This is a genomic window from Paenibacillus sp. sgz302190 (genome assembly GCF_059820445.1).
Genome location: NZ_JBZYAO010000047.1, coordinates 12229 through 36845, shown reverse-complemented (window position 1 = coordinate 36845; position 24617 = coordinate 12229). Strand labels below are relative to the sequence as shown.

General features: G+C 55.3%; 21 protein-coding genes. 9 read left to right on the top strand and 12 right to left on the bottom strand.

The annotated features are described in order from the left end of the window. Positions 1-118: 118 nt before the first annotated feature. The 4 genes from AC6RNO_RS32450 to AC6RNO_RS32435 are packed head-to-tail and all read left to right on the top strand — an operon-like array spanning position 119 to position 3445. Positions 119-1117, top strand: a complete 999-nt coding sequence (locus AC6RNO_RS32450) for an acrylyl-CoA reductase family protein (RefSeq protein ID WP_497107945.1) — start codon at positions 119-121, stop codon at positions 1115-1117. Between the two features lie 34 nt (positions 1118-1151). After that, positions 1152-2009, top strand: coding sequence for a nitrilase-related carbon-nitrogen hydrolase (locus tag AC6RNO_RS32445; protein WP_497107944.1), 858 nt, complete (start codon positions 1152-1154; stop codon positions 2007-2009). Positions 2010-2043: 34 nt separating this feature from the next. After that, positions 2044-2751: a GNAT family N-acetyltransferase gene (locus AC6RNO_RS32440; protein ID WP_497107943.1), complete on the top strand. Its 708-nt coding sequence runs from the start codon at positions 2044-2046 to the stop codon at positions 2749-2751. A gap of 22 nt (positions 2752-2773) precedes the next feature. Continuing rightward, complete coding sequence (locus AC6RNO_RS32435) at positions 2774-3445, top strand: GNAT family N-acetyltransferase (protein ID WP_497107942.1); 672 nt, start codon at positions 2774-2776, stop codon at positions 3443-3445. 619 nt (positions 3446-4064) lie between these two features. On the opposite strand, the gene AC6RNO_RS32430 is transcribed toward AC6RNO_RS32435, so the two are convergent. The 4 genes from AC6RNO_RS32430 to sigY are packed head-to-tail and all read right to left on the bottom strand — an operon-like array spanning position 4065 to position 5985. After that, positions 4065-4874, bottom strand: coding sequence for a CPBP family glutamic-type intramembrane protease (locus AC6RNO_RS32430; protein ID WP_497107941.1), 810 nt, complete (start codon positions 4872-4874; stop codon positions 4065-4067). 5 nt (positions 4875-4879) lie between these two features. Continuing rightward, positions 4880-5095, bottom strand: a complete 216-nt coding sequence (locus AC6RNO_RS32425) for a sigmaY antisigma factor component (RefSeq protein ID WP_474685050.1) — start codon at positions 5093-5095, stop codon at positions 4880-4882. After that, positions 5088-5468, bottom strand: a complete 381-nt coding sequence (locus AC6RNO_RS32420; protein WP_488438579.1) for a YxlC family protein — start codon at positions 5466-5468, stop codon at positions 5088-5090. Before AC6RNO_RS32420 ends, AC6RNO_RS32425 begins: the two co-directional genes overlap by 8 nt. 1 nt (position 5469) lies before the next feature. Further along, positions 5470-5985 carry an RNA polymerase sigma factor SigY gene (sigY, locus tag AC6RNO_RS32415; protein ID WP_488438580.1) on the bottom strand — a complete coding sequence of 172 codons (516 nt, stop codon included), beginning with the start codon at positions 5983-5985 and terminating at the stop codon, positions 5470-5472. A gap of 171 nt (positions 5986-6156) precedes the next feature. On the opposite strand from sigY, the gene AC6RNO_RS32410 reads away from it, so the two are divergent. Then, positions 6157-7050 (top strand): GNAT family N-acetyltransferase, encoded by an 894-nt coding sequence (locus AC6RNO_RS32410; protein WP_497107940.1) that lies wholly within the window; start codon positions 6157-6159, stop codon positions 7048-7050. Between the two features lie 51 nt (positions 7051-7101). Here the strand turns inward: AC6RNO_RS32410 and pyrH are convergent, their stop codons facing one another. The 3 genes from pyrH to AC6RNO_RS32395 form a co-directional block, all read right to left on the bottom strand. Beyond that, a complete protein-coding gene (pyrH, locus tag AC6RNO_RS32405; RefSeq protein ID WP_474685054.1) occupies positions 7102-7836 on the bottom strand; it encodes a UMP kinase in 735 nt (244 codons plus the stop codon). Positions 7837-8052: 216 nt separating this feature from the next. Beyond that, a complete protein-coding gene (locus tag AC6RNO_RS32400; RefSeq protein ID WP_497107939.1) occupies positions 8053-9381 on the bottom strand; it encodes an MFS transporter in 1329 nt (442 codons plus the stop codon). Positions 9382-9550: 169 nt separating this feature from the next. Next, entirely contained in the window at positions 9551-12454 is a 2904-nt protein-coding gene (locus AC6RNO_RS32395; protein WP_497107938.1) for an ATP-binding protein, read from the bottom strand. 186 nt (positions 12455-12640) lie between these two features. Here AC6RNO_RS32395 and AC6RNO_RS32390 point away from each other — a divergent pair, with 186 nt between their 5' ends. Beyond that, positions 12641-13828: an EAL domain-containing protein gene (locus AC6RNO_RS32390; RefSeq protein ID WP_474685057.1), complete on the top strand. Its 1188-nt coding sequence runs from the start codon at positions 12641-12643 to the stop codon at positions 13826-13828. Positions 13829-14635: 807 nt separating this feature from the next. Here the strand turns inward: AC6RNO_RS32390 and AC6RNO_RS32385 are convergent. The 3 genes from AC6RNO_RS32385 to AC6RNO_RS32375 form a co-directional block, all read right to left on the bottom strand. Continuing rightward, positions 14636-15304 (bottom strand): DUF559 domain-containing protein, encoded by a 669-nt coding sequence (locus AC6RNO_RS32385; protein ID WP_474685058.1) that lies wholly within the window; start codon positions 15302-15304, stop codon positions 14636-14638. A 646-nt stretch (positions 15305-15950) separates the two neighbouring features. Continuing rightward, positions 15951-18038, bottom strand: coding sequence for an SNF2-related protein (locus AC6RNO_RS32380; RefSeq protein ID WP_497107937.1), 2088 nt, complete (start codon positions 18036-18038; stop codon positions 15951-15953). An 885-nt stretch (positions 18039-18923) separates the two neighbouring features. Next, a complete protein-coding gene (locus AC6RNO_RS32375) occupies positions 18924-20555 on the bottom strand; it encodes an SWIM zinc finger family protein (protein WP_497107936.1) in 1632 nt (543 codons plus the stop codon). Positions 20556-20794: 239 nt separating this feature from the next. On the opposite strand from AC6RNO_RS32375, the gene AC6RNO_RS32370 reads away from it, so the two are divergent. Further along, the gene (locus AC6RNO_RS32370) at positions 20795-21088 is read left to right on the top strand and encodes a hypothetical protein (RefSeq protein ID WP_474685061.1); all 294 of its coding nucleotides are present in this window, start codon (positions 20795-20797) and stop codon (positions 21086-21088) included. 268 nt (positions 21089-21356) lie between these two features. Here the strand turns inward: AC6RNO_RS32370 and AC6RNO_RS32365 are convergent, their stop codons facing one another. Beyond that, positions 21357-21758: a hypothetical protein gene (locus AC6RNO_RS32365; protein ID WP_497107935.1), complete on the bottom strand. Its 402-nt coding sequence runs from the start codon at positions 21756-21758 to the stop codon at positions 21357-21359. A 100-nt stretch (positions 21759-21858) separates the two neighbouring features. On the opposite strand from AC6RNO_RS32365, the gene recQ reads away from it, so the two are divergent. Continuing rightward, positions 21859-23667 carry a DNA helicase RecQ gene (recQ, locus tag AC6RNO_RS32360; protein WP_474685062.1) on the top strand — a complete coding sequence of 603 codons (1809 nt, stop codon included), beginning with the start codon at positions 21859-21861 and terminating at the stop codon, positions 23665-23667. A 12-nt stretch (positions 23668-23679) separates the two neighbouring features. Beyond that, entirely contained in the window at positions 23680-23982 is a 303-nt protein-coding gene (locus AC6RNO_RS32355) for a 4a-hydroxytetrahydrobiopterin dehydratase (protein WP_497107934.1), read from the top strand. 98 nt (positions 23983-24080) lie between these two features. Here the strand turns inward: AC6RNO_RS32355 and AC6RNO_RS32350 are convergent, their stop codons facing one another. After that, on the bottom strand, positions 24081-24569 hold the full coding sequence (locus AC6RNO_RS32350) for a GNAT family N-acetyltransferase (protein WP_488438588.1): 489 nt from the start codon (positions 24567-24569) through the stop codon (positions 24081-24083). Positions 24570-24617 lie beyond the last annotated feature (48 nt).

Genomic DNA, 24617 nt, shown 5'->3' with positions numbered 1-24617 from the left:
ATTTTCGCTTTTTGCGGGTTCGGCTTGACGGCTTGGCATATGATTGGAAACAGCCTGTCTATTTTAGTAAACTGGAAGGGTGGGGCTATAATTCGGTTAAAGCTGAGGAGGCGATGGCATGGGGATGTTTCGGGCTTTACAGGTGGGCCGGACTGAGGGTGTTTTTTTCGCTGAGGTTGCAGAACTGCATATAGATAATCTTCCTCCCGGGCAGGTGACGATCCGGGCGGCTTACTCCGGCATTAATTTCAAAGATGCGCTGGCCTGCAGCCCGGAGGGGCGTGTGGTGCGTTCTTTTCCAATGGTGCCGGGGATTGATGTAGCGGGAACAGTTGTTGCTTCCAGCGATGAGAGATATCGGGAAGGCGACGATGTCGTGGTGACCGGTTACGAGCTGGGAACCGGTCATTTTGGCGGGTTCAGCGAGTGCGTGCGCGTACCCGCTGATTGGGTCGTGCCGCTGCCGCAGGGGTTGACTCATCGCGAGGCGATGATTCTCGGCACGGCGGGCTTCACTGCGGCGCTGTCCATCGAGCGCCTGGAACGCAGCGGGCTGAGCCCGGGGCAAGGGCCCGTGCTCGTGCGCGGCGCGACGGGCGGTGTCGGCAGCCACGCGGTTTCCATGCTTGCCAGCCTCGGATACGAGGTCGAGGCCGGTACGGGCAAATCGGCGGAGCGCGACTATTTGCTTGGGCTTGGCGCCGCGCGGATACTGACGCGCGAAGAGCTGAGTCCCGCCGAGAGCAAGCCTCTCAACAAAGAGAGATGGGCGGGAGCGGTGGATCCCGTAGGCGGCGCATCGCTGGCCTATTTGCTGAGCAGCATGCGCTATGGCGGCTCTATAGCGCTGAGCGGTTTAACGGGCGGCGCGGATTTTGCCGCGGCGGCGTATCCTTTTATCCTGCGGGGCGTGAATTTGCTGGGCATCGATTCGGTATACTGCCCGATGCCGCTTAGACGGCAGCTTTGGCAGCGGATGGCGGGCGCGATCAAACCGTCCCGTCTGGACGAGATGGTCAGCCGCGAGATTGCTTTGGATGAAATTCCGGCGGCTGCGGCCGATATTTTGCAGGGGCGCATTCGGGGCCGCGTGCTGGTACGGTTAGGCGCTGGCTGAGGCGCAATCGGAACTGAGAAGAGGAGAACTGTTGATGAAAATGAGAGTATCCGCGGTGCAGTATCATCTGCATACGATTCATAGCTTTGAGGAGTTTGCCGCGCAAGTGGAGCATTATGTGAAGACGGCGCAGGAGTTCGAGGCGGATTTTGTGCTGTTTCCGGAGCTGTTTACGACGCAGTTGATGTCAATTGGCGACGGGAGCGGCAAAGCGCTGCCGATCGAGGCCTTGCCGAATTTTACGGAAGCGTACCGCGGTTTGTTCAAGGGTTTGGCCGAGCAGACGGGCATGCACCTCATTGGAGGCACGCACATTACGTCAGAAGGCGGCAAGCTGTATAACACCGCTCATTTGTTTTATCCGGACGGCCGGATCGCCGAGCAAAAAAAGCTGCACATTACGCCGACGGAAGTCAAGGAATGGAACATGGGGGCGGGCGACAGCCTGCAAGTATTCGATACGGACAAAGGGCGGATCGCCATCCTCGTCTGCTACGATGTGGAATTTCCGGAAATCGTGCGCATGGCCCGGGCCCGCGGGGCCGATGTGCTGTTCGCCCCTTCCTGCACGGATGACCGTCACGGCTTCCACCGCGTCCGCTATACTTGTCACGCCAGAACGATCGAGAATCAGATCTACGTCGTCACAACGGGGACGGTTGGGGCTCTGCCTACAGTAGATTTTATGAGAGGCAACTTCGGACAAGCGGCCGTGCTGACGCCGAACGACGTTCCGTTCCCGCCCAAGGGCATTCTCGTCGAAGGCGAGATTAACGATGACATGGTCGTCACGGCGGATCTGGATTTGGAACTGCTGGAGCAAGTTCGGGAACGGGGGTCCGTCACTACTTGGCGCGACCGCAGGACGGATCTATACACCGATTGGTCATAAGCTTAAGCTTGGCGAATAAGGAGGATGCGCACCGATGGACAAACCAGCCATACCTGCGGGACAGGGGGACGGGACGAAGTTATATTTTAAACGAATGTACGTCTTTGACGGGAATAAGCCGGTAGAAGCGATCATCCGCAATTATACCAGGAACGATTTTGAGGCATTGATTCGCGTGCAGCAGGAAAGCTTTCCGCCGCCTTTTCCTTCGGAATTATGGTGGAACGATGAGCAGTTGCAGGAGCATATTGCGCGTTTTCCGGAGGGAGCGCTCTGTGTGGAAATCGGCGGGGAGGTTGTCGGGTCCATGACCGGCCTGGGAATCCGTTTTGACCCGGGCGACACCGACCACAGCTGGGCTTCCGTAACCGATAACGGATACATTCGGACCCACCGTCCTGACGGCGACACGCTTTACATTGTCGATATTTGCATTGCTCCTGCCTACCGGAAGCTGGGTCTCGGCAAATGGCTGATGCAGTCCATGTACGAAGTGGTTGTGCATCTGGGCATGACAAGGCTTTTGGGCGGCGGGCGGATGCCGGGCTATCATAAAGTCGTAGACACCATGAGCGTTCAGGAATACGTAAAAGCGCTGGTGAACGGCACGATGAAAGACCCGGTGATCACCTTTCTGCTGCGCTGCGGACGAACGCCGGTTCAGGTCGTGGCCAATTATTTGGAAGACGAGGATTCCTGCAATTACGCGCTGCTGATGGAGTGGCGCAATCCATTCAAATGAACGCAAAGAAGGAGTTATCGAGATGGAATATGTTCGCATTGCCAGTATTGAAAATCCGCTGTTTCGGTCGATGCACGATTTGATGAAAGAGGTATTCCCGCCTGAGGAAGTGCTGGAATATTCGTTATGGAAAGAGCCGCTGGAAGACCCGGGTATCCGCGTGTTCGTGGCGGTGCACGAAGGCAAAGTCGTCGGAGCGACGGAATATCGCTATTATGATGACTTCCAGGTGGCGATGACCGATTTTACGATCATTGGCCGCCCTGGGCTTGGCATCGGACGCTTTCTTGCGCGGAAACGCACGGAAGATTTGCAAGCTGTAGCCGCCGCTGCGGGCAAGCCGATGACCGGCATGTTCGCCGAGATTTATGACCCGTATCGCGATATCGAACATGAGTTCGGCGGCGTAAAACCGATGAACCCTTACGTGCGGCGCGAAGTGCTGTCGCATTTGGGCTACAAACGGCTTGACCTGGCCTATGTGCATCCGTCCTGGGAAAACAACGGCGAAGCCGTGGAGGGGCTTGACCTGTGCTTCCTGCCCGCGGACGAGGAGCGGGCGCACATTCCGGCAGAGCTGGTCGTGCGGTTTTTGACGCGCTACTACGCGGTGCTGTCCAACAAGCCGGCGAAATGGCTGGACATGGTTGAAGAGCTGAAAAAGCGCGACTCCGTAGCGCTGCTGCCGATTTAAAGGGCTTGCCTGCCTGGATGCGTATCCACGGCGGGCAGGCCTTTTTCGTCAGAGTCGACAGCGTAATCTGCCTGGCCGCTCGCGAAGTAAGCCGGCGAATGTCAGGCTGCCCGAGAAGGCCGCGACACTTTGTTAGGGTTAGGGGAACTAGTGGGGGCCTAATTTGGGGGGGGCGGCGGCTTTTTCTGGGCGCGTGCCTCACCCGGTGTAGGTCGTAGAACTGCGCAACTGGGCGGGCAGCCGCTTGGTAGGGAGAAAACCTGCGAAAGTGCAGGTTTTTTTTGCGTAATCGGTTTATGTTGGCGAAAAACCTGCAAAAGTGCAGGAATTTCCGCTGAAAGTGGATCTGAGCCCATGTGTTCGGGGAAAAGCCTGCACAATTGCAGGAATTGTTCGTGGCCAGCGATCAAGGACGCAAATTCATGTATTTTTGCAGGTTTTCTTCGCGCAGTCAGGCAGATTGTAGCTATCCTATCGCCTCTGACGCGGGGTGTTTTTGGGCAGCCTGTACTTTCCACAGGCTCTCCCACTGTCTAGCCGCCTTACGCTGGGTACTTGCTGATTAGAGGCGCGATCGCTCATTTTTGAATCCTCTCGGAAGAGGTTGTTTTTATTATTCCTAAGTTAAAATAAGAGGCCAAAGGACATGCAAGAAAAGATCTCCGAACATATGGGAAATGATGGCGTACTCCAGTCCCTTCTTCCAATACAGGTAACCGAAAAAGATGCCCAGCAGCCCGTTGCCGAGCAGCGCTCTTGCGATAATCAGCGGGGTCAAATCACCGAATAAGGCGGCTGTGGCGGGCAAATGCCCTGCTCCAAACAGGATGGTGGCGAAGACAATCGAGATCCAGTATACCGGGGACGGGATTCGGGAAGGCGCGCCCAGGCATTTGGCGATGATCCACACGAATGCTGTCATGAGAAACAAGCGCACCAGCACTTCTTCGACGATACCTCCGTATACGAATGTCAGGGCGTTTTTCCACATGGACACGGCCGGCTGCGACGAAAGCTTCGGGAGATGCGGTTGAAACAGGAGCATATCCGCCATAATCAGCAAGAAGCTTCCCAAGAAACTTCCCGATACTGCAACAAACAGCCACTTTTTCGAAAAAGCGGGCCGCTTCCCTCCGTACAGCCAGCTCCGCAGCAGCGGTGCGCCGAGTCCGGTCTTCGGAGCCAAAGAAAGCCCGATCGTGCTTGCGAGGAAAGTGATGACAGCCGTTTGCACAACCGTCAGTATGATGAGAACCGCCAGCGGGGGCTGTCCCTGCGGGATTGCGGAGCTTAAGCTTTGACCCAAAAGCGCCAGCTGGTAAGGGATGATGGTCAATCCGCCCAAAATTCCCAGCAAAGTCAGGACAAGCACCATGCGCTTGTTGGCCAGAAATCCGGATCGAACCGATCTAAACATATGAGATGCCATGAAAATCACTCCTTTTTGGAACGGTGAATTTTGCGCACTGCGAACAAGTAGACGACCAGCGGAGTCGGAATTTGTATAATGCCCCAGATGCCCCAAAACCACGGGTATTTGGCGTTTCGCCTGCGGGCATCCACGAACAGCCAGGTGCTTTGGCCAAGGGCCAGCAGCGCGATGCCGATCCAAGCCCAGAGGGGCAGCTGATCCGGACTCGGTTTATTCATGACGGTTCACCCGCTTTCCGAGCAGCAGCCAAACTAACGGCGCAATGACGGCTATCGCTTGCAGAGCGATAAATAATACAGGCTGAGCGGCAATCGTTACATAGAGCAGCCCCAGCAGCAGCAGCGCAGCAAGCCATAGCTTGATCAGATCCTGCATCAGCCGGGAGCGCTGATTGGCTTTGGTCTCGGCTACTTTCCGTTCGAACCATTGCGGGTCGGGCGTAAAGGCCGGAAACAGCTCATCCAGCCGGTTAAGCCCTGCTTGCAGATCCTGAACGGCCAAGTCGTCAGCCGGCGACGGCTCCGGTTCTTTCGTCCCGGGTCCGTCCGCCCCCTGCTTCTTGAACTTATTTTTGAAATCCTCTGCGTCCACTTTAATCCAGCTCCTTTCGCAATTGCTTCAGTCCGTTGTGCACTCTGGATTTCGCTGTGCCTTCAGCGATCCCCAGCATCAGCCCGATTTCGTCGTAGGTGTACCCGTAATAATGCTTCAAAATCACGGGGACTCGTATGTCGTGAGACATGGCCCCCAGTATGCTAAGCACTTCGGGCCAGTTTTCATTTTGCTGACCGACCTGCCACTGCATGCGCCGCAGCGATTGTTCCTGCTCCTGCCAGAGCATTTCTCTTTTCTTTCGCCGCGTCAGATCAATGAACAGATTCGTCGCAATCGTTATCATCCACGAGGAAAACTTCGACTGCCCGTTGTACAGTTTGATTTTCTCGATGCACTTGACCGCGGTTTCTTGGGCAAGATCCTCGGCCATGTGGGAATCCAGCGTTATTTTAAGCAGATATTTATAGACGAAACCATAATGCTGCCGCAGCAGCATGGACAGAGCGGCGTTATCGCCCTGCATGGCCTGGCCGATTAATTCGCGTTCCTCCAAAGTTGACTTCCTCTCTGTCTGAGTTCGTAGATAGTACGACGAGCCTGCGGGAAACGTTCACTTACGCCGGAAAAAATGTTTAAAGTTATTTTTTAGCTTACCACGCGGGGCGCGGGACATGTATAATTCCCTTAATAACCAGTGGTTAATTAAAGGGATGGGGGAGATCGTTTGAGGCATGGATTACAGCCCCGCGCGGGCTTGACGGCGTCGGAACTGGAAGAGGTACGGCGTCTGGCCGATATTTGCAATGCGGCGGAGCAGATCGAAATCAAGCTGAATTGGGGTACGCTTGCGAGCCGGCCCGAAGGGGTTTTGAACGATTTTTTGTACTATGACGAGGGGCGTTTGGTCGGATTTTTGGGCATTTACAGTTTTATTTCGGCCGAAGCGGAAATCAGCGGCATGGTGCATCCCGATTATCGGCGGCGCGGCATATTCAGCGAATTGACGAAAGCCGCCCAAGAGGAGTGCAGCCGCAGAGCGATTCCGAAGCTGATCTTTATCAATCAGCGCGGCTCGGCCGGCGGCAAGGCATACCTTGCCCAATTCGGCGCGGTATACGATTTTTCCGAGTATGTCATGGAAAAGAACAGCGGTCATACCGCGCAGGATTCGCCTGCGGAAACCCACGGGATTCGCCTCCGTCTGGCCGACAGGAGCGATACGGAGCTGCTCGTCACCCTGAATATGGCCGGGTTTGCGATGGCCGAGCAGGACGCAAGGGAGTATGTGACGGAAACGATCAACGGTGAAAAAGAACGCACCCTTATTGCCGAGCTCGGCCCGGATTGGGAACCGGTCGGGAAGATCGGCGCGATGGTGGAAAAGGACGGCTCCTCGTTCATTTACGGCTTTTGCGTGCTGCCTGAGAAGCGGGGCCTGGGGTATGGACGCAGCATATTGCGGCAGACGATCGGGTATTTGCAGGAGCAGGGCCAGACGGGCGTCATGAAGCTGGAAGTTGCCGTAGGTAACGAAGGCGCGCTTGGGCTATACAAGTCTTGCGGTTTTGAGACGAAGAACGTGAACGATTACTTCGTTTATCCGGCGCCGCTCGGATGAAAAAAAGGATACAGAGGCAGACGCTCGGCTGCTCCTGTATCCTTTTTACGGTTATATGAACGTGAGTACGGAATCCTTGCTGATCAGCGTGCCCGTGTTTTTGCCTTCGCAAATTTCTTTCATTGATCCGGGTTTGTCGAAATTGAACACATGAATAGGCAGGTGATAATCCCGTGCCAAAATGAATGCGGATTGATCCATCACTTTCAAATTGTTTTGAATGACGTCGTTGTAGTGGAGGGACTTGTACTGCCTGGCATCCGCATGGAGTTTGGGGTCTTTGTCGTATACGGCGTCGACGCCTTGCTTGGCGACCAGAATGGCGTCGCAGTTCACCTCAATCGCTCTCTGAACCGAAGGATAATCGGTCGTTACGTAAGGCTGGCCGTTGCCGCCGGCAAAAATAACGATGTACCCTTTTTCCAAATGGTGGATGGCCCGCAATCTAATGAAAGGCTCCGCCACCGATGCGATCGGAATCGCGGTCATGACGCGCACTTCCGCGTCGGTTTTGGCTTTGAGGACACCCCGCAGCATCAAACTGTTGATCACGGTCGCCAGCGTTCCGATATTGTCGGCCTCCGCTTTTTCAATGCCCCAGCTCTCGCCCATATTGCCGCGAAAAATGTTGCCGCCCCCGATAACGAGGCACACTTCAACGCCCATGCCGACTACGGTCATAATCTCGCCCGCAATATGATCGAGTCTCGCCGGATCGAAGCCGAATTCGCTTCCTCCTGCTACGGCACCGCCGCTCAGTTTAATCAGAACTCTTTGGTACCTCATCTGGCAGCTCCTCCTTTAAAAGGCAATAAAAAAACACTAAAGCAATGAATGCTCTAGTGTTTCGTCCAATGAGAAATATGAAAGAAAGGATGACGCATACGCTTCTTCGCAATTCTGTTCATATCCACTCACGCCTTTCATTTATTTCTTATTGTAACGAGCCTGCTGCCGGAAAGCAACTTTTGCGCAAGACTGCGGGAAGCCGGAGGGGCGCGGTCAGCTTTGCGGCGTCTTTGTCGCATACGGCACCCGGACATGCACGAACAGTCCGATGACGACAAGAATCATCAAGGAACCGAGGGCGATGCGGCTGGCGAGGTTGCCGGAGTCGGCGAGCGCCCATGTAATCGAGCCGTAGAGAGCGGGGCCTACAATCGAGGACACTTTGCCGGAAAAGGCGAATAAGCCGAAAAACTGGCCGCGCTTGTCCTCCGGCGTCAGCTCCACAATCAGCGTGCGGGAAGTCACCCACATCGCGCCCATCGACACGCCGTACAGACTGCCGGCAATCCAGAAAAGGCTTTGGCTGGCGGCCGAAGAGGCGAGCGCAATCGCCACGATCAGAATGGCGGCGACCACCGACACAGCGCGTTTGGGGCCAAGAGCGCGGGTAATGTAGCCGAACAGGAAGGAGCCTATAATGCTGGAAACCGTCGATACCAGATAGAGCAAAATAAACTGTCCGGTGCTGAAGCCCATGACCGTACTGGCATAGACTGCCATCACGGCAATCGCCGTAGCAATCGCATCGTTAAAAAAGAAGTAAGCGATCATAAAAAGAAAGGCAGCGCGATATCGTCTGGCCTCTTTGAACGTCAGCCAAATTTCCCGGTAGCCGCTCAGCAGCGATTTCCCGGCGTCGGCCGATGCCGCAGGCTTTTCTTTATAAAAGAGCATGATCGGCAAGGAGAACAGCAGGAACATCAATGCGCTGGGGATGAACGTGTACTCATAGTGCTTATCCCCGATCAGCGGAAAAACGACAAGCCCGACGAGCGTGCCGATATACCCGACAGCGACGCCGAAGCCGGAAATGACGGGCAGTTCCCGAGTGTTGCCGAGGTCGGAGATCATGGAATCGTAAAAGACCAGACACGAATTATAGAAAAACTTGGCGATCATAAAGAAAAAGATGACACCCACAATCGAAGCGTTGAGGCCCGCCCACTGTCGTTCCGTAGGCCAAAGAGCCGAAGCTCCCATGAGCAGCGTGGCGGCGATGCAGATGAGCGTGAAGGGGACGAGGAACGCTTTTTTCTTGCCTGTCCGGTCGATCCATACTCCGAACAAGGGGGAGAGCAGGACGAGAAACAAAGCGGAAACAGCGTTGGAATACGTAATGAAAGTGCTCGCGATCTGGTTCATTTCTTCGCTTTTGCCGAGCGCCCCGGTCAAATAAAAAGGATAAAAGATCGTGACAATGTTGGACGAAAATATCGTATTGGCAAAATCGTACATCGCCCAGGACAGGATGGGCAGGGAGAAAAACAATGCCCAGGCCTTGCGGGCAGGCCGCCCGCCGGAAACGGGTTCTAGCTGTGCCACTCGATCACGCCTTTCCTCTTTTTTTCTACAGTATATTGGCTGCGAAGGAGAGAAAATCCTTTATCTTTACAAAAATTGAAAATGCGGCCTCGAAGGATAAGAAAAGACGCCTCCGAAACCGCTATCTCAAGCGGAATGAGGCGTCTTGCTCAGTTGACGGCGAGGGCCGCTACTGCCCGGTTGGGCGTTTCGGGGCCGCTGGGGGCGAAGCTTTCTTGATCTCCACTTCGATCATATCGAGATTTTCTTTCATCTCCGATACCTCGATACCGCTGCGTTCCAGGACCGTCGAGAGGTATTCCTTATCCTGGGCCGGGAATACGTAAGAATGGTGCCCATGCGAATCCAGCAGCCGCTGGGCCACTTGCACGAGCCGCTCCATCGTGAAAGGCTTTTTCATATATTTCTCGATTTCTTTCTCCTGGTAGTCATGCGGCGGATCCAGAGCTGTGGACACGATCACAGGCGTTTGGCAGTGCACGGGATGGCGGTACAGCTCCGCAAGGAAATCCCAGCCCGTCTTCGTCCCTTCCAGAAGGATGTCGACGATAAACAGCAGCGGGCGGGCGGCGCTTTCGCGCTCCAGGGCAAGAATGCCTTCTTCCGCCGAGCGGAACTGCATGGAAGGAAGCCCGAGTTTGTTCAAAGCGACTTGAATCAGCTTGGCCAAATTATCGTCATCCTCGAAGATGACGATCCGGCCGTCGATTGAGGACAGCTCGAACAAATCCAGCTCCAGCGTGAAAGTCGTCCCTACGCCCATCTCGGAGCTGAAGCTTACCCGGCCGGCATGGCCCTCGATAATTTCTTTGACGATGGCGAGGCCGAGCCCTGTGCCGCCGATTTGCCGCCTGTCCGAGTTATCGACACGGAAAAACTTGGTGAAAAGATGCTCGTGGGCGTCTTCCGGGATGCCGAGGCCGTAATCCTGCACGGATATGGAAGCTTTGCCGCCCGCGGTAGCCAGGTAAATGTCAACCCGATCCGCGCCGGGCGAATATTTGATGGCGTTGCTGATCAGATTATGGAACACTTGGCGAAGCCTGTCCGCGTCGGCGCGAACCCAGAGCTCCGGTTGCTGCTGGCGGACGATAATGCGGTGCTCTTTATTTTGCCATTGCTCGACAACTTCCTGCACGGCGGGAACCAGGTCAACCGGGGAGAAATGATACACCTGCTTGCCGGATTCCATGCGCTGCAAATCGAGAAAATCGTTAATCAGATTCGATAGACGCAGCGCTTCCTTATGAATCGTGTCCATGTACTTCTTCTGTTTTTCTTGCGGAAGATCGCGGTGAATAAGTATCTCGATGAAACCGAGGACACTCGCCAGCGGTGTTCTCAGCTCATGAGACACGATGCTGATAAACTCGTTTTTCATTTCGTCGACCCGTTCCTCTTCGGTCCGGTCGCGGAATACGAACAAATAGCCTTTCAGAACCGCCTCTCCGCCGACGACGGTAGCATACAGTTCGGCATGCTGCAGCGTTTCCTCAGTCCCGAAGCTGAACCGCTGCGTCAAATGCGGGAGCCCGCCTTCCAGCATAGTTTGAATGGAAGAAGCTACTGCCGTGAAGCCGGCCGTCTCGCGGGCAATTTCGTAACAGCTTTCCACAAGATTGCGGCCGATGTGCCGGTGCAATTTGAAATACCGCTCCATCCGCTGATTCGCAAACAAGACGACGCCTTGCGAGTCGCACATCATCATGCCTTCGTGAGCGGCTTCGAGAATGCTTTCGATCAGATCGCGCTGATCTTCGATGAACTGTTTCTCCTTGATCAATTGATCGTTCAGCTCTTCCAGATGGACCGACTGCCTGCGGCGCTCTTCGTTCAGCACCTGGGTATGGAAGGCCAGCCCGAACTGCCGGATCAGGCCGCGGACCAGGCGCTGATTGTCTTCGTGCAAGGAAGTTTGCTGATACTCGGTCAACAGCAGGAAGCCGATCACCTTTTGCTTGTCGTCAAAAAGCGGGAAGTATTGGTCCACAGCATTCGAAATGCTCTCATGCAGACCCCGTTCGTTGCCTGACAGCATGCGGCTGCGCACAATCACGGCCCCCTCGTCAAAGACGCGCTTTGCCGGACCGAACAGCTCCGCTTCAGCCCGGCCCACGTATTCCAGCGGGTAGCCGACCGCATAGATCACTTCGTATTCGGCGGGGTGACGATCCTCGCGCTTCATGACGACCAGGGCGGAATCCATCAAGAGGGAGTCGAGCAGGGCGGGAAGGGAATGTCCCAGGAAATCGTTCAGCTCGAAATACCCTGTAAGCTTTTCCTGGTAGGAGCTGATCAGCTCAAGCTCGTGTTCGCGTTCCGACAACTTGGCAAGCGTCACCTGCTGCTCTTCCTGCTGGGCAATGATTTCCTCGTTCTGCGTTTCCAGGCTTTCGGCCATGTAGCGGTACGTTTCTTCGCTGCTGCGCAAATCTTTCTCCGCCTGGTTCGCGCGGGAGAAGATAACGACCGACAAGCCGCCGATCACGATGCCGATGAAACTGCCGATCAAACTAATGGCACGGGAATATTTGCCCGCTTTCTTGGAAGCTTCGTAGGCGTCGGCCGTAATATGGTCGATGTCCGACAGCATGCTGCTGTGAATGAGGCGGTAGCGGTCCATTAACGTTTTGCCGTTGATGATCCGGGTTTTGGCTTCCTCCAGATTGCCGCTTTTGATGAGGTTGATCTGGTTGTTATAGTGGTTTTGCAAATTGTTGATAATTGGAACAGCCTGCGTCTCGACTAACAAGCGCAGGGTGGGATAAGTGTCTTCGAACGCGCGAATGGTGGCCAAATCTTTGTCCAGCTGCTCTTTTCCGGCCGTAAAAGGCTGCAAATATTGCTCGTCGCCTACCAATTCATAGCCCCGCAAGCCGGTCTCCTGATTAATCAAATCCGTCAATAAATTATTGACGGCCGTCGTAATCGGAATCGCATCGTTGACGATCGCGCTGCTCTCGTGCTCCACGTTGCGTGAAGCCACGTAGCTGTATGTGCTCACAAGCGCCAGCAAAGCGATAATGATAATGACATAAATGAAAGAAAGGCGCAGCCTCGAAAAAGATTTCACGGAAAGAAGTCTCCTAACATCCTTCTAAATAAAATTTTTTTGAAAATATTCGACATATTACGTCAAAATTCCTGCCATATGTCGTTGCATGATAGAGGGATGTCGATTACAATACTTTCAACAATCTTTTCCAAAAATGTTGAATCGTTCGTTTGCAGAGAAACCCGTTGAAAGGAAGGCGGCAGCGTGCAGCAAAATGACAGTAGGATCCCGTCGAAACAAGAAGTGGCTCCCTATTTTCAGCCGATTGTTTCTCTACGGAATCAGGAGATCGCCGGTTACGAGTCATTGGGAAGAAGGATTCGACAAGATCGGGTGGAAAGTCTTGGACCCTTCTTTACGAGCAGGGACATTCCGGAGGAACAGCAGCTTTTGATCGACAGGCATGTGAGGGAGCTGGCGATCGACCGGCTGGCCGCTGCGGATGAAGACGTTGCGCTATTTCTGAACTTGAAGCCGTCGTGGATTTACAAAACTTACAAGCAGAGCGGCAAGCTTCCCACGATTGAGCTGATCCGGAAATACGGGATCGATCCGGCGCGTATCGTAATCGAGATTACCGAAGAGGAGTTCAAGGGCCACCTTCAGGAACTTACGGAAATTGTCCAGTTGTACCGCGAAGCGGGCTGCACCATTGCGATCGACGATGTCGGGAGCGGCTTCAGCGACTTTGACCGCATTGCCAGCCTGCAGCCAAAAATATTGAAGATCGACCTCCTTATTTTGAAAAAGAGCGCCACTCACGCAGGGTACAAAGCTTTGATGCAATCTTTTTCCATTTTGGCGGAACAGATGGGAGCCTCTTTGCTCGTAGAAGGAGTAGAGACGAAGCAGGAGCTGCACCAGGCGCTTCAGGCCGGGGCGAGATACGTGCAGGGCTTTTTGTTTTCCAAAGCGGAAGCCCGGCTGCAGGACAAGGATGCCTTCAAATCGATGTTGAAGGAAGAGATGAATCTGTTCTCCCAGGCGGAATTCGAGCGGTACAATAGGCTGTTCAGCGTGAAACAAAGCGTGAATCACCTGTTGAACGCAGCGCCTGCCATCGGCGGGGCGGAAGATGCGGACGAAGTCATTGAGCGGATGGCAGGCATCGTGACGGATAACTGCATGCGCATCTACATATGCCGGGAAGACGGGTATCAGATTTCATCCAATTATTTCCGAAGCGAAGCGGGTTGGAGGAAAAATGAGGAATACCGCGGCTCCAACTGGATTTGGAGACCGTATTTCATTTCCAACATCCTGATGATGAAGATGCACAAACAGGGCATCCTGTCGCAGGTGTACACCGATCTGGAAACATCCCGCCAGATTCAAACATTCTCGTGCGCGCTCGGGGACGGCTGCTACGTCTTTCTGGATCTGCTGCTTTGAAAAAGCGAAAACCTCTATGAGCGCAAAACGACCCAAGCGGCTGCGAAATTCTCGCGGCCTAGGAGTCTGGCGGGAGAACTCAGCAGCGACTCCGCCCGCCAGACCTCCAAGGCAAGCAAATTTGTCTTTCTAGATCGGGGCGATACTGAGAAAGCCTGCAAAAGTACATCTTTTTTCGCCCTGGTACGCTTGCCACGAGAAATTCCTGCAAATCTGCAGGCTTTTCGCTAAATTGCAGGGCTAAACCCCCTCATGGCGGATAATTCCTGCACAATCGCAGGCTTTTCCCAAAAACGGGCCGTTTCCATCGAAAAAGCCTGTACTTTCGCAGGTTTTCCGGTTAGGAGTCCTCAGTAAAGGGATGTGTTGCGGAATGACGCAACTCCCCGCCAGACACCAAGGACCCCGTTCAGTCGCAGTGAAATCATGCCGGAACCGCAGGAACGCCGGATTCGCGGCATGCCGAAATCCACGAACGAGAGGAATTGTTCCCGGAATTGGCTTTTTAGGTGCGTTGCATATTTTCCAACGGGAGTCGTTGAAACCCTCGAACCGCTCGAACCGCTCGAAACCCCAGTTCCATTGCATAACTGCAATGAACGTGCCGGTCGCAACAGCGATTAGGAGGCCGCCCGCAGATGAGCCAACTAAGACATCACTGGCTTCACGCAAAAAAAACGGCGGGAAATCTAATTTTTTGTAAAAATCTCGACACTCCGTTACGTTTGGGACATCCCTTTGCGCTTCAAAACCGCGTGCCGGTTAGGAACGCCTTGCAATGTACGGGAAAATTTCACGCTGTTGCTGCTACAGCAACTGTACCGCGCTTCGCTGAAGCTCGTACCGTACGACGTGTTTGCCGTCCGCTCCGGTTGCAGCGGAAAGCAAGCCCTTCGCGCAGAGCGATTGCAGCGTTCGAACGGCTGAGCGATGGTTGACGCTTAGATGGGCTTCCAAGTCGATTGGGCGCAGCGGCCGGGCAAGACGGCAGGCGAGACGGACAATTTCCCGTTCCGCCACGCTTGTCAGGCTGACCGGAGAAGCCTCTGAATGATAGCGGCTAAGCACCATGCGCAGCAGCGTGATGCACAGCTCGGGGTGCTGAGCGACGTCGTCATAAGCGAAAGAGATCACTTGAAAACCCATGGCGGATAAAAAAGTTTCCCGGTTCAGCTCGTTGCAATATTTTTGTCTGTCCATATCCCGGACGTGCGGACCGAAGCCTTTGATTTCGATAATTAGCTTCACAGCCTGGGTCAGCCAGGCGAAATCGCAAAAATACGATAGACCCCGCCAGTCGAGTACCTCGAATTCCGGATGCAAATCGTCAAAGTTGCCCCGGAGATGCCACCAAACGTTGCGGCAAAACAAGCTCTCCGCCTCCTGATGCCCCCGCTCCAGCCGGCCTCTTCGTTCTCCTGTCCTTCTCTGCAAATGGTACCGGATAAACCCGGCATGCGCCTCCTCAAAATTCATCCCTTGCATCCCTCCCGAAAATAAAGAAAGAACGTCCCGGTTTCATTCGCAAATGAATGAAGCGGGACGTTCTTCGTCTCATAGATGTTATTATACTGCGGAATCGATCATTTGAGCAAGACTGCTGTGAGGGAGCCAAGTTGAAACAACGGCAGCAAAAGAAAAGCTTTCATAAATGAGACGACCGAAAAACTCGCTTACTAGAGCCAATTAGTGGGTCACTGACCGGCATCGGGCTCAGAAAACCTGCAAAAATACATCTTTTTGCTCCTTGATGCTCCGGTTTCGAGCAATTCCTGCAAATCTGCAGTTTTTTCGCTCATACGGAGGGCAAAAACCTATTTTCATCGAAAATTCCTGCACAATCGCAGGCTTTTCCTCCAAAACTAACTATTTCTGCCGAAAAAGCCTGCACTTTTGCAGGTTTTGCGTTCGCCGCAGCCAAGTCGCCTAGAAGTCTGTCCGATTGAACTCAATAGATGGCAAGTTTATGCGAAATGACGGATTCTACGCAGCGTTAGTAGCTTATAGGCAGTCACAAAAGCAACTCCGACCGCCAGACTCCAAGTTGCCGGCTGCGCTGGCAAAAACAAAATCATCCTGCGGGCGACATATCAGCCTCAGCCTGGAAGCATGGCGCGGCGGCTTACGCCTCGACCCATTCGCGCCGCAGCGAAAACAAATCCCGCAGCTCGTCGGTCGACAGCTCCGTGATCCAGTTCTCGCCGGCGCCGACGATCTGCTGGCTTAAGGCCAGCTTGCGCTCGATCATCTCGTCGATGCGCTCCTCCAGCGTGCCCAGCGTCACGAACTTGTGCACCTGGACATGGCGCGTCTGCCCGATGCGGAAGGCGCGGTCCGTCGCCTGATTCTCGACGGCGGGGTTCCACCAGCGGTCGTAGTGGAACACATGGCTCGCCGCCGTCAGGTTCAACCCGATGCCGCCGGCTTTCAGCGACAGGATGAAGACGCAGCGCTGCTCCTCGGCCGGCAGGCCGGCATCTTGAAAGTGCGCGATCATCTCGTCGCGCGCTGTTTTGGACGTGCCCCCGTGCAGGAACAGCACGGGTTCGCCGAGCTCCTGCTGCAGCACTTGCTGCAGCAGCAAGCCCGTCTCGACAAATTGCGTGAAAATCAAGCATTTGTCGCCTTCCTGGCGCAGCTCCTGCACCATCTCAAGCAGCCGCTCCAGCTTGTTCGAACGGCCGCTCCACGGCGCGCCGGGGCCTTCCTTGAGCATCAGGGCAGGGTGGTTGCACACCTGCTTGAGCTTCGTCAGCGCGGCGAGGATCAAACCGCGCCGCTCCATAGGAGAGAGCGTATCCAGCCGGTCGAACATGTCCTGAATGTAATTCTCGTACAGCGAGCCCTGCTCGGCAGTCAGCGAGATGAACGTTTTGGACTCGTTCTTCTCCGGCAGATCGAGCTGGATCGCCGGGTCCTTTTTCACGCGGCGGAGCAGGAAAGGACGGATCAGCTTTTGCACCTTGCCGATCGTATCGCTGTCGCGCGTCCGCTCGATCGCGTTCACATAGCGGTGCGTGAATTCGCGGATCGTACCCAGATAGCCCGGATTCGCGAAATCGAAGATCGACCATAGCTCGGTCAGCCTGTTCTCGATCGGTGTCCCGGTCAGCGCGATGCGGTGGTAGCCGTTAAGGCGGCGAATGGCGGACGCCTGCTTCGTATAAGCGTTTTTTATATTTTGAGCCTCATCCAGACAGATGGAGTTCCAGGCTACAGAGGCCAGCTCCGCTTCATCCAAATGAGACAGCGTGTAGGAGGTCAGCACCAAATCCGTCTGACGGACGGTCTCCGCAAAGTCGGGGCCTTTCAGCCGCTGCGGCCCGTAGTGCAGGTGCACTTTCAGCGACGGCGCGAAGCGCTTCAGCTCCATCTGCCAGTTGCCCAGCACGGAGGTCGGGCAAATGAGCAGCGACGGCGCATCCGGCTGCTCGGACTCTTTGACGGACAGCAAATATGTGATCCACTGGATCGTTTTGCCGAGACCCATGTCGTCGGCGAGACATCCGCCGAGCCCAAAACGGCGCAGGAACAGGAGCCAGGAGATGCCATCCACCTGATAGTGGCGCAGCGAGCCTTGGAAGCTGGCCGGCGGCTCCGCCCGCGGAATCGCCGAAGTTTGCGTAAGCTGGTCGATCATGTGGCGCAGCTGCTCGTTCAGCTCCACTTCCATTTCGATGTAGCGCATCGCATCGGGATCGTCCTCTTCCGGCAGCAGGCCGCCGGCTTCGCCCGACAGATGCAGCTCCAGCACATCACGGAAAGAAAGCCCCTGCTTCTTCTGCATCTGCTTCATGATCTGCTCGACCTGAGCCATAAAACGCGGGTCGAGCTGGACCCAATTGCCGCGAATCTGGATGAGCTTGCGCTTCTCTTCCAAAAGCAGCAGGAACTCCTCTTCGGTGAGTTCCAAATCGCCTATGGCCAGCTTCCAATCGAACTGCATCAGCTGGCCGAGGCCGAACATCGTCTCCCGGGTCGAGCCGACGGAAGACTTGATCTTCGCGCGCAGCCGCGGCCGCAGCTTGCGGATGCGGTCCCACCAGGCCGGGAGAAAGACGCTCGTCCCGGCCTCGACAAGCCTTGCGCTTCCTTCCGCGAGGAAGCGCCATGCCTCGTCCTCCGTCAGTTCTTGACGGAGGACGAGGCCGTCGCCGCCCGCATCCAGCCATGGCAGGATGCGCAGCCATTTGGCTGCGTCGCGCTGCACGCGGCCGATCTCCGGCTGCCACGCCTCCGGCAGTGGCAGCTCGCNGGCCGTCGCCGCCCGCATCCAGCCATGGCAGGATGCGCAGCCATTTGGCTGCGTCGCGCTGCACGCGGCCGATCTCCGGCTGCCACGCCTCCGGCAGTGGCAGCTCGCCCGGCACGGGCGTGCCGTCAGGCGCCACCGTGCGCAGCACCTCCGGCGCCAGCCGGTCCTGCAGCACGATGCGCAGCTGCCAGTCAGGGCCGTGCGCGAGGTCGGGCTCGGCGAGCTGCAGGCAGGTGCGCATCGGCGTCCGGTCCTGGCGCCAGCCGATCGCGACGAGCCAGTCTTCCTCGTCGAGCCAAATCTCGGCGCCGATCTCGCCGCGCCGCATAAGCGGGTAGGCGGCTTCGAGCTTGCGCAGATTGTCTTTCATGACGCCGTCCGACTCCACCCATTCCGGGATCAGCGCATGAATCCACGCCAGATTCGCCGGCGTCTCCAAAGCTTGCAGCTCCTCGGGCAGCTGGAGCTTCCAGCCGATTTCACCCGTTTTCCACTTGTCGTAATCGGGCATGAAAGCCCCTTGAGCCAGCGCTTCTTTGATTGCCGGGGCAAGCCGCATCAGATCGGAGCATTCCTGGCTCCAGATCAGCTTCAAATGCTGGGCCGTCTGCGGATTGCTGAAATATTCGAGCGCCTCAAGCGGCGGAAGTTCGATGCCTTCGCGGTGCTGCCATTCGCCGGGCTCGTAGAACGTGCCGTAGAAAGACGCCCGGTGCCAGGCGAACAACAGATGCTTCAAATCGAGCGCATCCCAGATGCCGCCGTTTTCCCGGGAGCCCCACAGAAACAGGGAGCCGCCGGGCATGAAGCTAACGTGAACCTTAAGGGCGCTGGTTTCGATCATCGAATCCATTTTCCTTTCTTCAGCTCTTCTTGAAAAGCGCGCAGCCGCGAGAATTTATCGGCTAGCCGATAAATGTAGTGCTCCCAGCGGTCTTCCTGCCCGAGCTGTTTGTAGAAGCCGTGCAGCTTTTTGAGGAGGCGGACGGCTGTTTTGTAGGAGGCGCGGTTTTTCTCCAGCACCGCCCGTTCCGCCGCTTGATGGTAGAGCGGCAGCAGCAGCTCGGCATCGTGCTCTTCGATCGCCCGCAGCTCAAGCGCATACAAGTTGAGCGGCGAGATGCGGTTGGCGAGCTGGAGGTCGATCCACTGCCGGTACCGCTTCGTATGCAGCAGGTAGGCGGTATAATAGTAATAGGAGCGGGGGAGGAGCGATTCCATGACCTGCACCCACTCGCTGTCCGAATCCAGATGCTTGGCCGTGTCCTGCCAGTATTGGCAGAAGGCGCGAAAATCGTCATGGTTCGCCGTAGCGGCGGTTGGCAGCAAATAGCGGAGCCACACCAGCGTTTTTTCCCACTGCCTCGCGTTATAGTAATAATTCAGGTAAATAAAAAAATCTCTCGTTTGCGGATGGTTCAGCCCTGCAAGCTGTCGGAAAGCGGCATCCGTTCGGTCCTGGACGATATCGAAATGGGCCCTCGCCATGATCAGCGTATCTTTTTTGCGGGGGAGCGATTCTTTTTTGCCCAGCAGCACATCCAGACGCTGCATTTCTTCCTGCAGCCACTCCGCCTGCCCGCCGAGCTGCCACCAAACCGACCGGTACACGAACAGCCAATCGATCGGACTATCCTTGCCGTGCAGGGCGAACTCGCCGAGCATTTTCAAAGTGGCCTGCCAATGCTTCGGATCTTCCCGGAAAGACTTATTCCCATCGATGCGTTCTCGCGCCTCAACGAGCCGGTCCTCGCAGTTTTTGGCGGCGATTTTGCAGCCGTTTTCATGATAATAAGACAAGTAGGAGCTTTTCGTTTCCTGATAAAACTGCTCGATCTTGCGGTTCATAAAAAGTACGATATGGAGCCGATACAGCTCCCGGACCGATATTCTCCAGTTTTCCGCGTAAGCGGGCAGCGTTTCCAGCGCCGATTCGTAAAAAGTTTCAATCGAATGTTGGTGGGAAATGGAAAATCCGTGAAACTTGCCTTCAAAAAAACGGTGCCACTCCACCGGCATCGACGCTTCCAGCGGCACGTTCGGCTTCTCCGGTTTGCGTTCCGGGATCACGGCGGCGCCGCGAATCGGCTTTTTCCGGGTGTGGATCGCCTGCTTGAGCTGCTGCAGCAGCAGTTCCGGGCGGCCGTACGGCGCGTACAAGCTGAAAAAAGCCGCGGCTATGTGTTTGCAATAACCATCATAGGAGCAGCTGCATTGACTATGCGTGAAGTCTTCGAGATTGACGACCGTCTCGTAGACCTGATTTCCTTGGACCCGCGCGCGGATGCTGGTGCCGGCTAATTCAACATGGGTCACACGGTTTTTGTGATAATATTCCCAGCCTTGCTCCAGTATGACGGCGTCATAGTGGTGCTGGATCTGCTTCAATAGGTAGTTCATTCGATTTTTGGAAATCTGCAGTTTCAGCATGAGCGCTTTTTCTACCTCCGAGCGGTACATTCCTTCTTCCATAGTAACAGATTTTTTCCGAAATTGCCCATTTCCATAGTTTATGCCAAAGTATAATTTTTTATCCGTACCGCAAGGCGCCTGGTGGGAGAAGCCGCTTTTGTGCATGCCCGATTTCTCTGACGGATTCCCGGACGACTAACTCTGCAATTCCTGTCTATAATGTGATAAAGTGGTACTACGGAATGAGGGGTGGCCGCATATGGGCGGTTTGCCGATGCCGTACCGAAAGGAGAAGTCGAATGGGGATTAAATACGGCAGGGAGTATAAGGATATTGTAACCGATTTCATGCGCGGCATAGCGCTTGTGGACGGTTATTACGATTTGTTCGAGATGAGCGAGGAAGAGTGGCAGGAGCTTTCGGCGGAAGAGCGGGAGGAATGCCTGCGCACGCTGGCTGACGACATTTTTTACGGATTGGGCAGTTCGCCCGTGATGCAGGTGGGAGTCGGGACGGTTCGTTACGATTCCGCGAATCATGTGCTGAAAGTACATGACGGCGAAAAGCTCGTCTCTGTCATTTATTTGGTATAACCGAACCGGGCAGGAAAAGAGGGCCGTTCCGCGAGGAACCGGCTTTTTTGGCATATCGCGCGCTTCTCAAGGCGCTTGGCGCGGCGGGTGGACAGGCCCGCCATGCTTTTCGCACCGCGTGCAGCTCCCAATGTGCGGTGTTGCGCCTCATGACAGCGGTTGGTCGACCACATGCTTCCAGCCCGCAAAAACCTGCGAAAGTGCAGGCTTTTTTTTGGGGGGAATGGTTCATTTTGGCGAAAGCCTGCGAAAGTGCAGGAATTTCCGCTCAAAATGACTCTGAACCTGTGTGTTCGGTGAAAAGCCTGCACAATTGCAGGAATTGTTCGAAACGCGCGCATGAAGGAGCAAAAGCCTGCACTTTTGCAGGCTTTTTTCGTGTGGCCAGGCAGAAGGCGATCGGTTCTGGTGCATAGGTATCACGCCGGCCTGCACTTTCGCAGGCTTTCTGCGCCATGATGCCGATCCGCCAGCTCAAGCGGGCAATTCGCAAGTTTCCGCGAATGGCCGGCGACGTCTTGCGGCGCCCTCCCGACGCTTTTCTCCTCCTAACGAAGCGAAGGAGCTCGTCGCCCGAAGTCGGGGGGTTAACCGCAGCTATGCGTCGTCGTCGCAGAACGCTTTTAGGGACATATTTGTTTGCCGTACGCATGTTGATTTTGTCCCACATTCGCCCGGCCGCCCGTCGAGGAACAATTGTACTGAAGCAAATTGACAGAGTATGGTATCATGGAAGAATGGATTAAACTTTGTTAAGGAGTATGGAAACCATGCTTTCTGAAGCCAGAAAAGTGTTGCAGCAGGTTTACGGTTACCCGGAATTTCGCGAAGGCCAAAAAAATATTATCGCCAATCTTCTGGAGGGCAAGGATACGCTCGGCATCATGCCTACGGGAGGCGGCAAATCCATATGCTATCAAGTTCCGGCACTGCTCATGGATGGCGTGACGCTAGTCATTTCGCCGCTTATTTCGCTGATGAAGGATCAGGTGGATGCGCTGAACAGTTTGGGCATACCTGCCACGTTCATCAACAGCACGCTGGAAGCGAGGGAAGTGCAGCAGCGTATCCAAGGGGCGATGCAGGGCAAATATAAGCTGCTGTACATAGCGCCCGAGCGCCTGGAGTCGGAGCGGTTCCGCGCCAGAATGGCCGCGTTGAACCTGCCCTTTGTCGCCATCGACGAGGCGCACTGTGTGTCGCAGTGGGGGCACGATTTTCGCCCGAGCTATGTGGCGATTGCACCGTTTATCCGCGAGCTGCCGAACCGCCCGATCGTGGCCGCTTTTACGGCGACCGCTACGGCTGAAGTGACGGAGGACATCGCGCGGCTGCTGGAGCTGGAAGATGCGGGCATTTATATCAACGGCTTCAGCCGGGACAATCTGGAGCTGACGATTTTGCGCGGTGAGAACAAGCGGGATTACATTTTGAACTATGTCAAAGAGCATACGCATCAGCCGGGCATTATTTATGCCGCCACGCGCAAGGAAGTGGAGGATCTTCACGAGCTGCTGCGCAAAAAAGGGTTCGCCGTCGGCCGGTATCACGCCGGGTTGTCGGACGAGGAGCGCTCCCATATGCAGGAGTCGTTCATTTACGACGATATTCGCGTGATGATTGCGACGAACGCTTTTGGCATGGGCATCGATAAATCCAACGTGCGGTACGTCATTCACTACAATATGCCGAAAAATATGGAGGCGTATTACCAGGAAGCGGGCCGCGCCGGGCGCGACGGAGAGCCGAGCGAATGCATTCTGCTGTTCAGCGCGCAGGACATTATGACGCAGAAGTTCCTGATCGAGCAAAATCAGCTGTCGCCTGAACGCAAAGCGAACGAGTACAAAAAGCTGCAGATCATGATCGACTACTGCTACTCGCCCCGCTGCCTGCGCAATTATATTTTGCATTATTTTGACGAAAAAAATGTCAAAGACACATGCGGGAACTGCAGCTCCTGCAAGGATGACCGGGATACCGTGGACATTACCGTCGAAGCGCAAAAAATCTTTTCCTGCATCCGGCGCATGCAAGAGCGGTTCGGGATTTCGATGGTCGCCTCCGTGCTCAAGGGCTCGAAAGCCAAAAAAATTCTCGACTACCGCTTCGACCGCCTGCAAACATACGGTATAATGCGTGACTTGCCGGAAAAGGAAATTTCCGACCTGATCAACGTGCTGATCTCCGAAGGCTACTTGCAGCTGTCCGAAGGCCAGTATCCGGTCGTGAAGCTGCTGCAGCCCGCAGCGGAGGTTTTGCAAGGCAAGCTGCAGGTGTACCAAAAAGTGCGCAAACAGCAGATCAAAGCCGCTGCCGTCGACAACACCTTGTTCGAGCAGCTTCGCCTGCTGCGACGGGAAATTGCCCAGCGGGAGAAAGTGCCGCCGTACATTATTTTCTCCGACAGCACGCTGCGCGAGATGAGCGAGATATGTCCGACGACGGAAGCCGGCATGCTGCGGATCAAAGGTGTCGGCGAGGTGAAGTTCCGCAACTACGGCTTGCCGTTTTTGGAGCTGCTGCGCACCTATGCAGGCGAGAGCGCGGCCGATATGGCCGTGTACGATTACGAGTAGGGAGGCGTTCGGATGTCCGCAAAGCTGTCCGTGGAGGAGGTTGCCAACCGTCTTGCGGGCTTGACCGGCTGGACGCTTGATGATCGGAAGTGGATCGTGAAAAAATATCGTTTTGCCGAATTTCTTGAAGGAATCGGATTCGTGAACGAAGTCGCCCGCATTGCGGAAGCCTGCAACCACCATCCCCTGATCGCCATCGATTATAAAACGGTCACGCTCCGCCTGACCACCTGGCATGCGGGTGGCTTGACCGAGCTGGATTTCAGCACGGCCCGGCAGTTCGAGCTTGCTTATGGCGGCGTGCATTCCGGCTAGGAGTCTGGCGGGCGGAGTGCATAGAATCTTCATCGGACAGACTCCTAGCTTGCAGGTTGCATGCGGTTTGCATGCGGCTTAGAGCCGGGTCCGGGTGCTCACTCGTGCTTTTGATAGACCATGCAGTGAAATGCGTCCGGTCCTGACGGCGTCATTTTTTCATACGTATCCGTAACGGCAAAACCGGCCTTTTCGTAGGCGCGGATCGCCCTTTCGTTATCGGTCAGCACTTCCAGATCGATTTCCTGCGCGGGCGATCTTCTCTGCGCTTCCTGCACGATCAGCTTCATGAATGCGGCTCCGAGACCTTGCCCGCACAAGTCCGGCCTTAGTCCGAGCCCCAGCCGGGTAACGCCTGCAAGCGGGAAAAATTGCGCGAATCCGCACAGCCGCCCATCGGCATCGACAATGCCGCAGTATTGCTCCGCCCTGATCGCCGGATCGGCGAACTCCTTGCCGTCAGCGAGCATTTCCTGCCATGAAGGCCAATTGCAAATATCCCAGGGGGGCTCGTACGCCCAGCAGCACAATTGTTTGCCGTGTTCTTCGGTGAGAGGAATTATGCGCCAGTTTAAGACTGGATTCATGGGGCTATCATCCTTTTTGATAGAATAGGGTCCGGCCTGTGCTTTGCT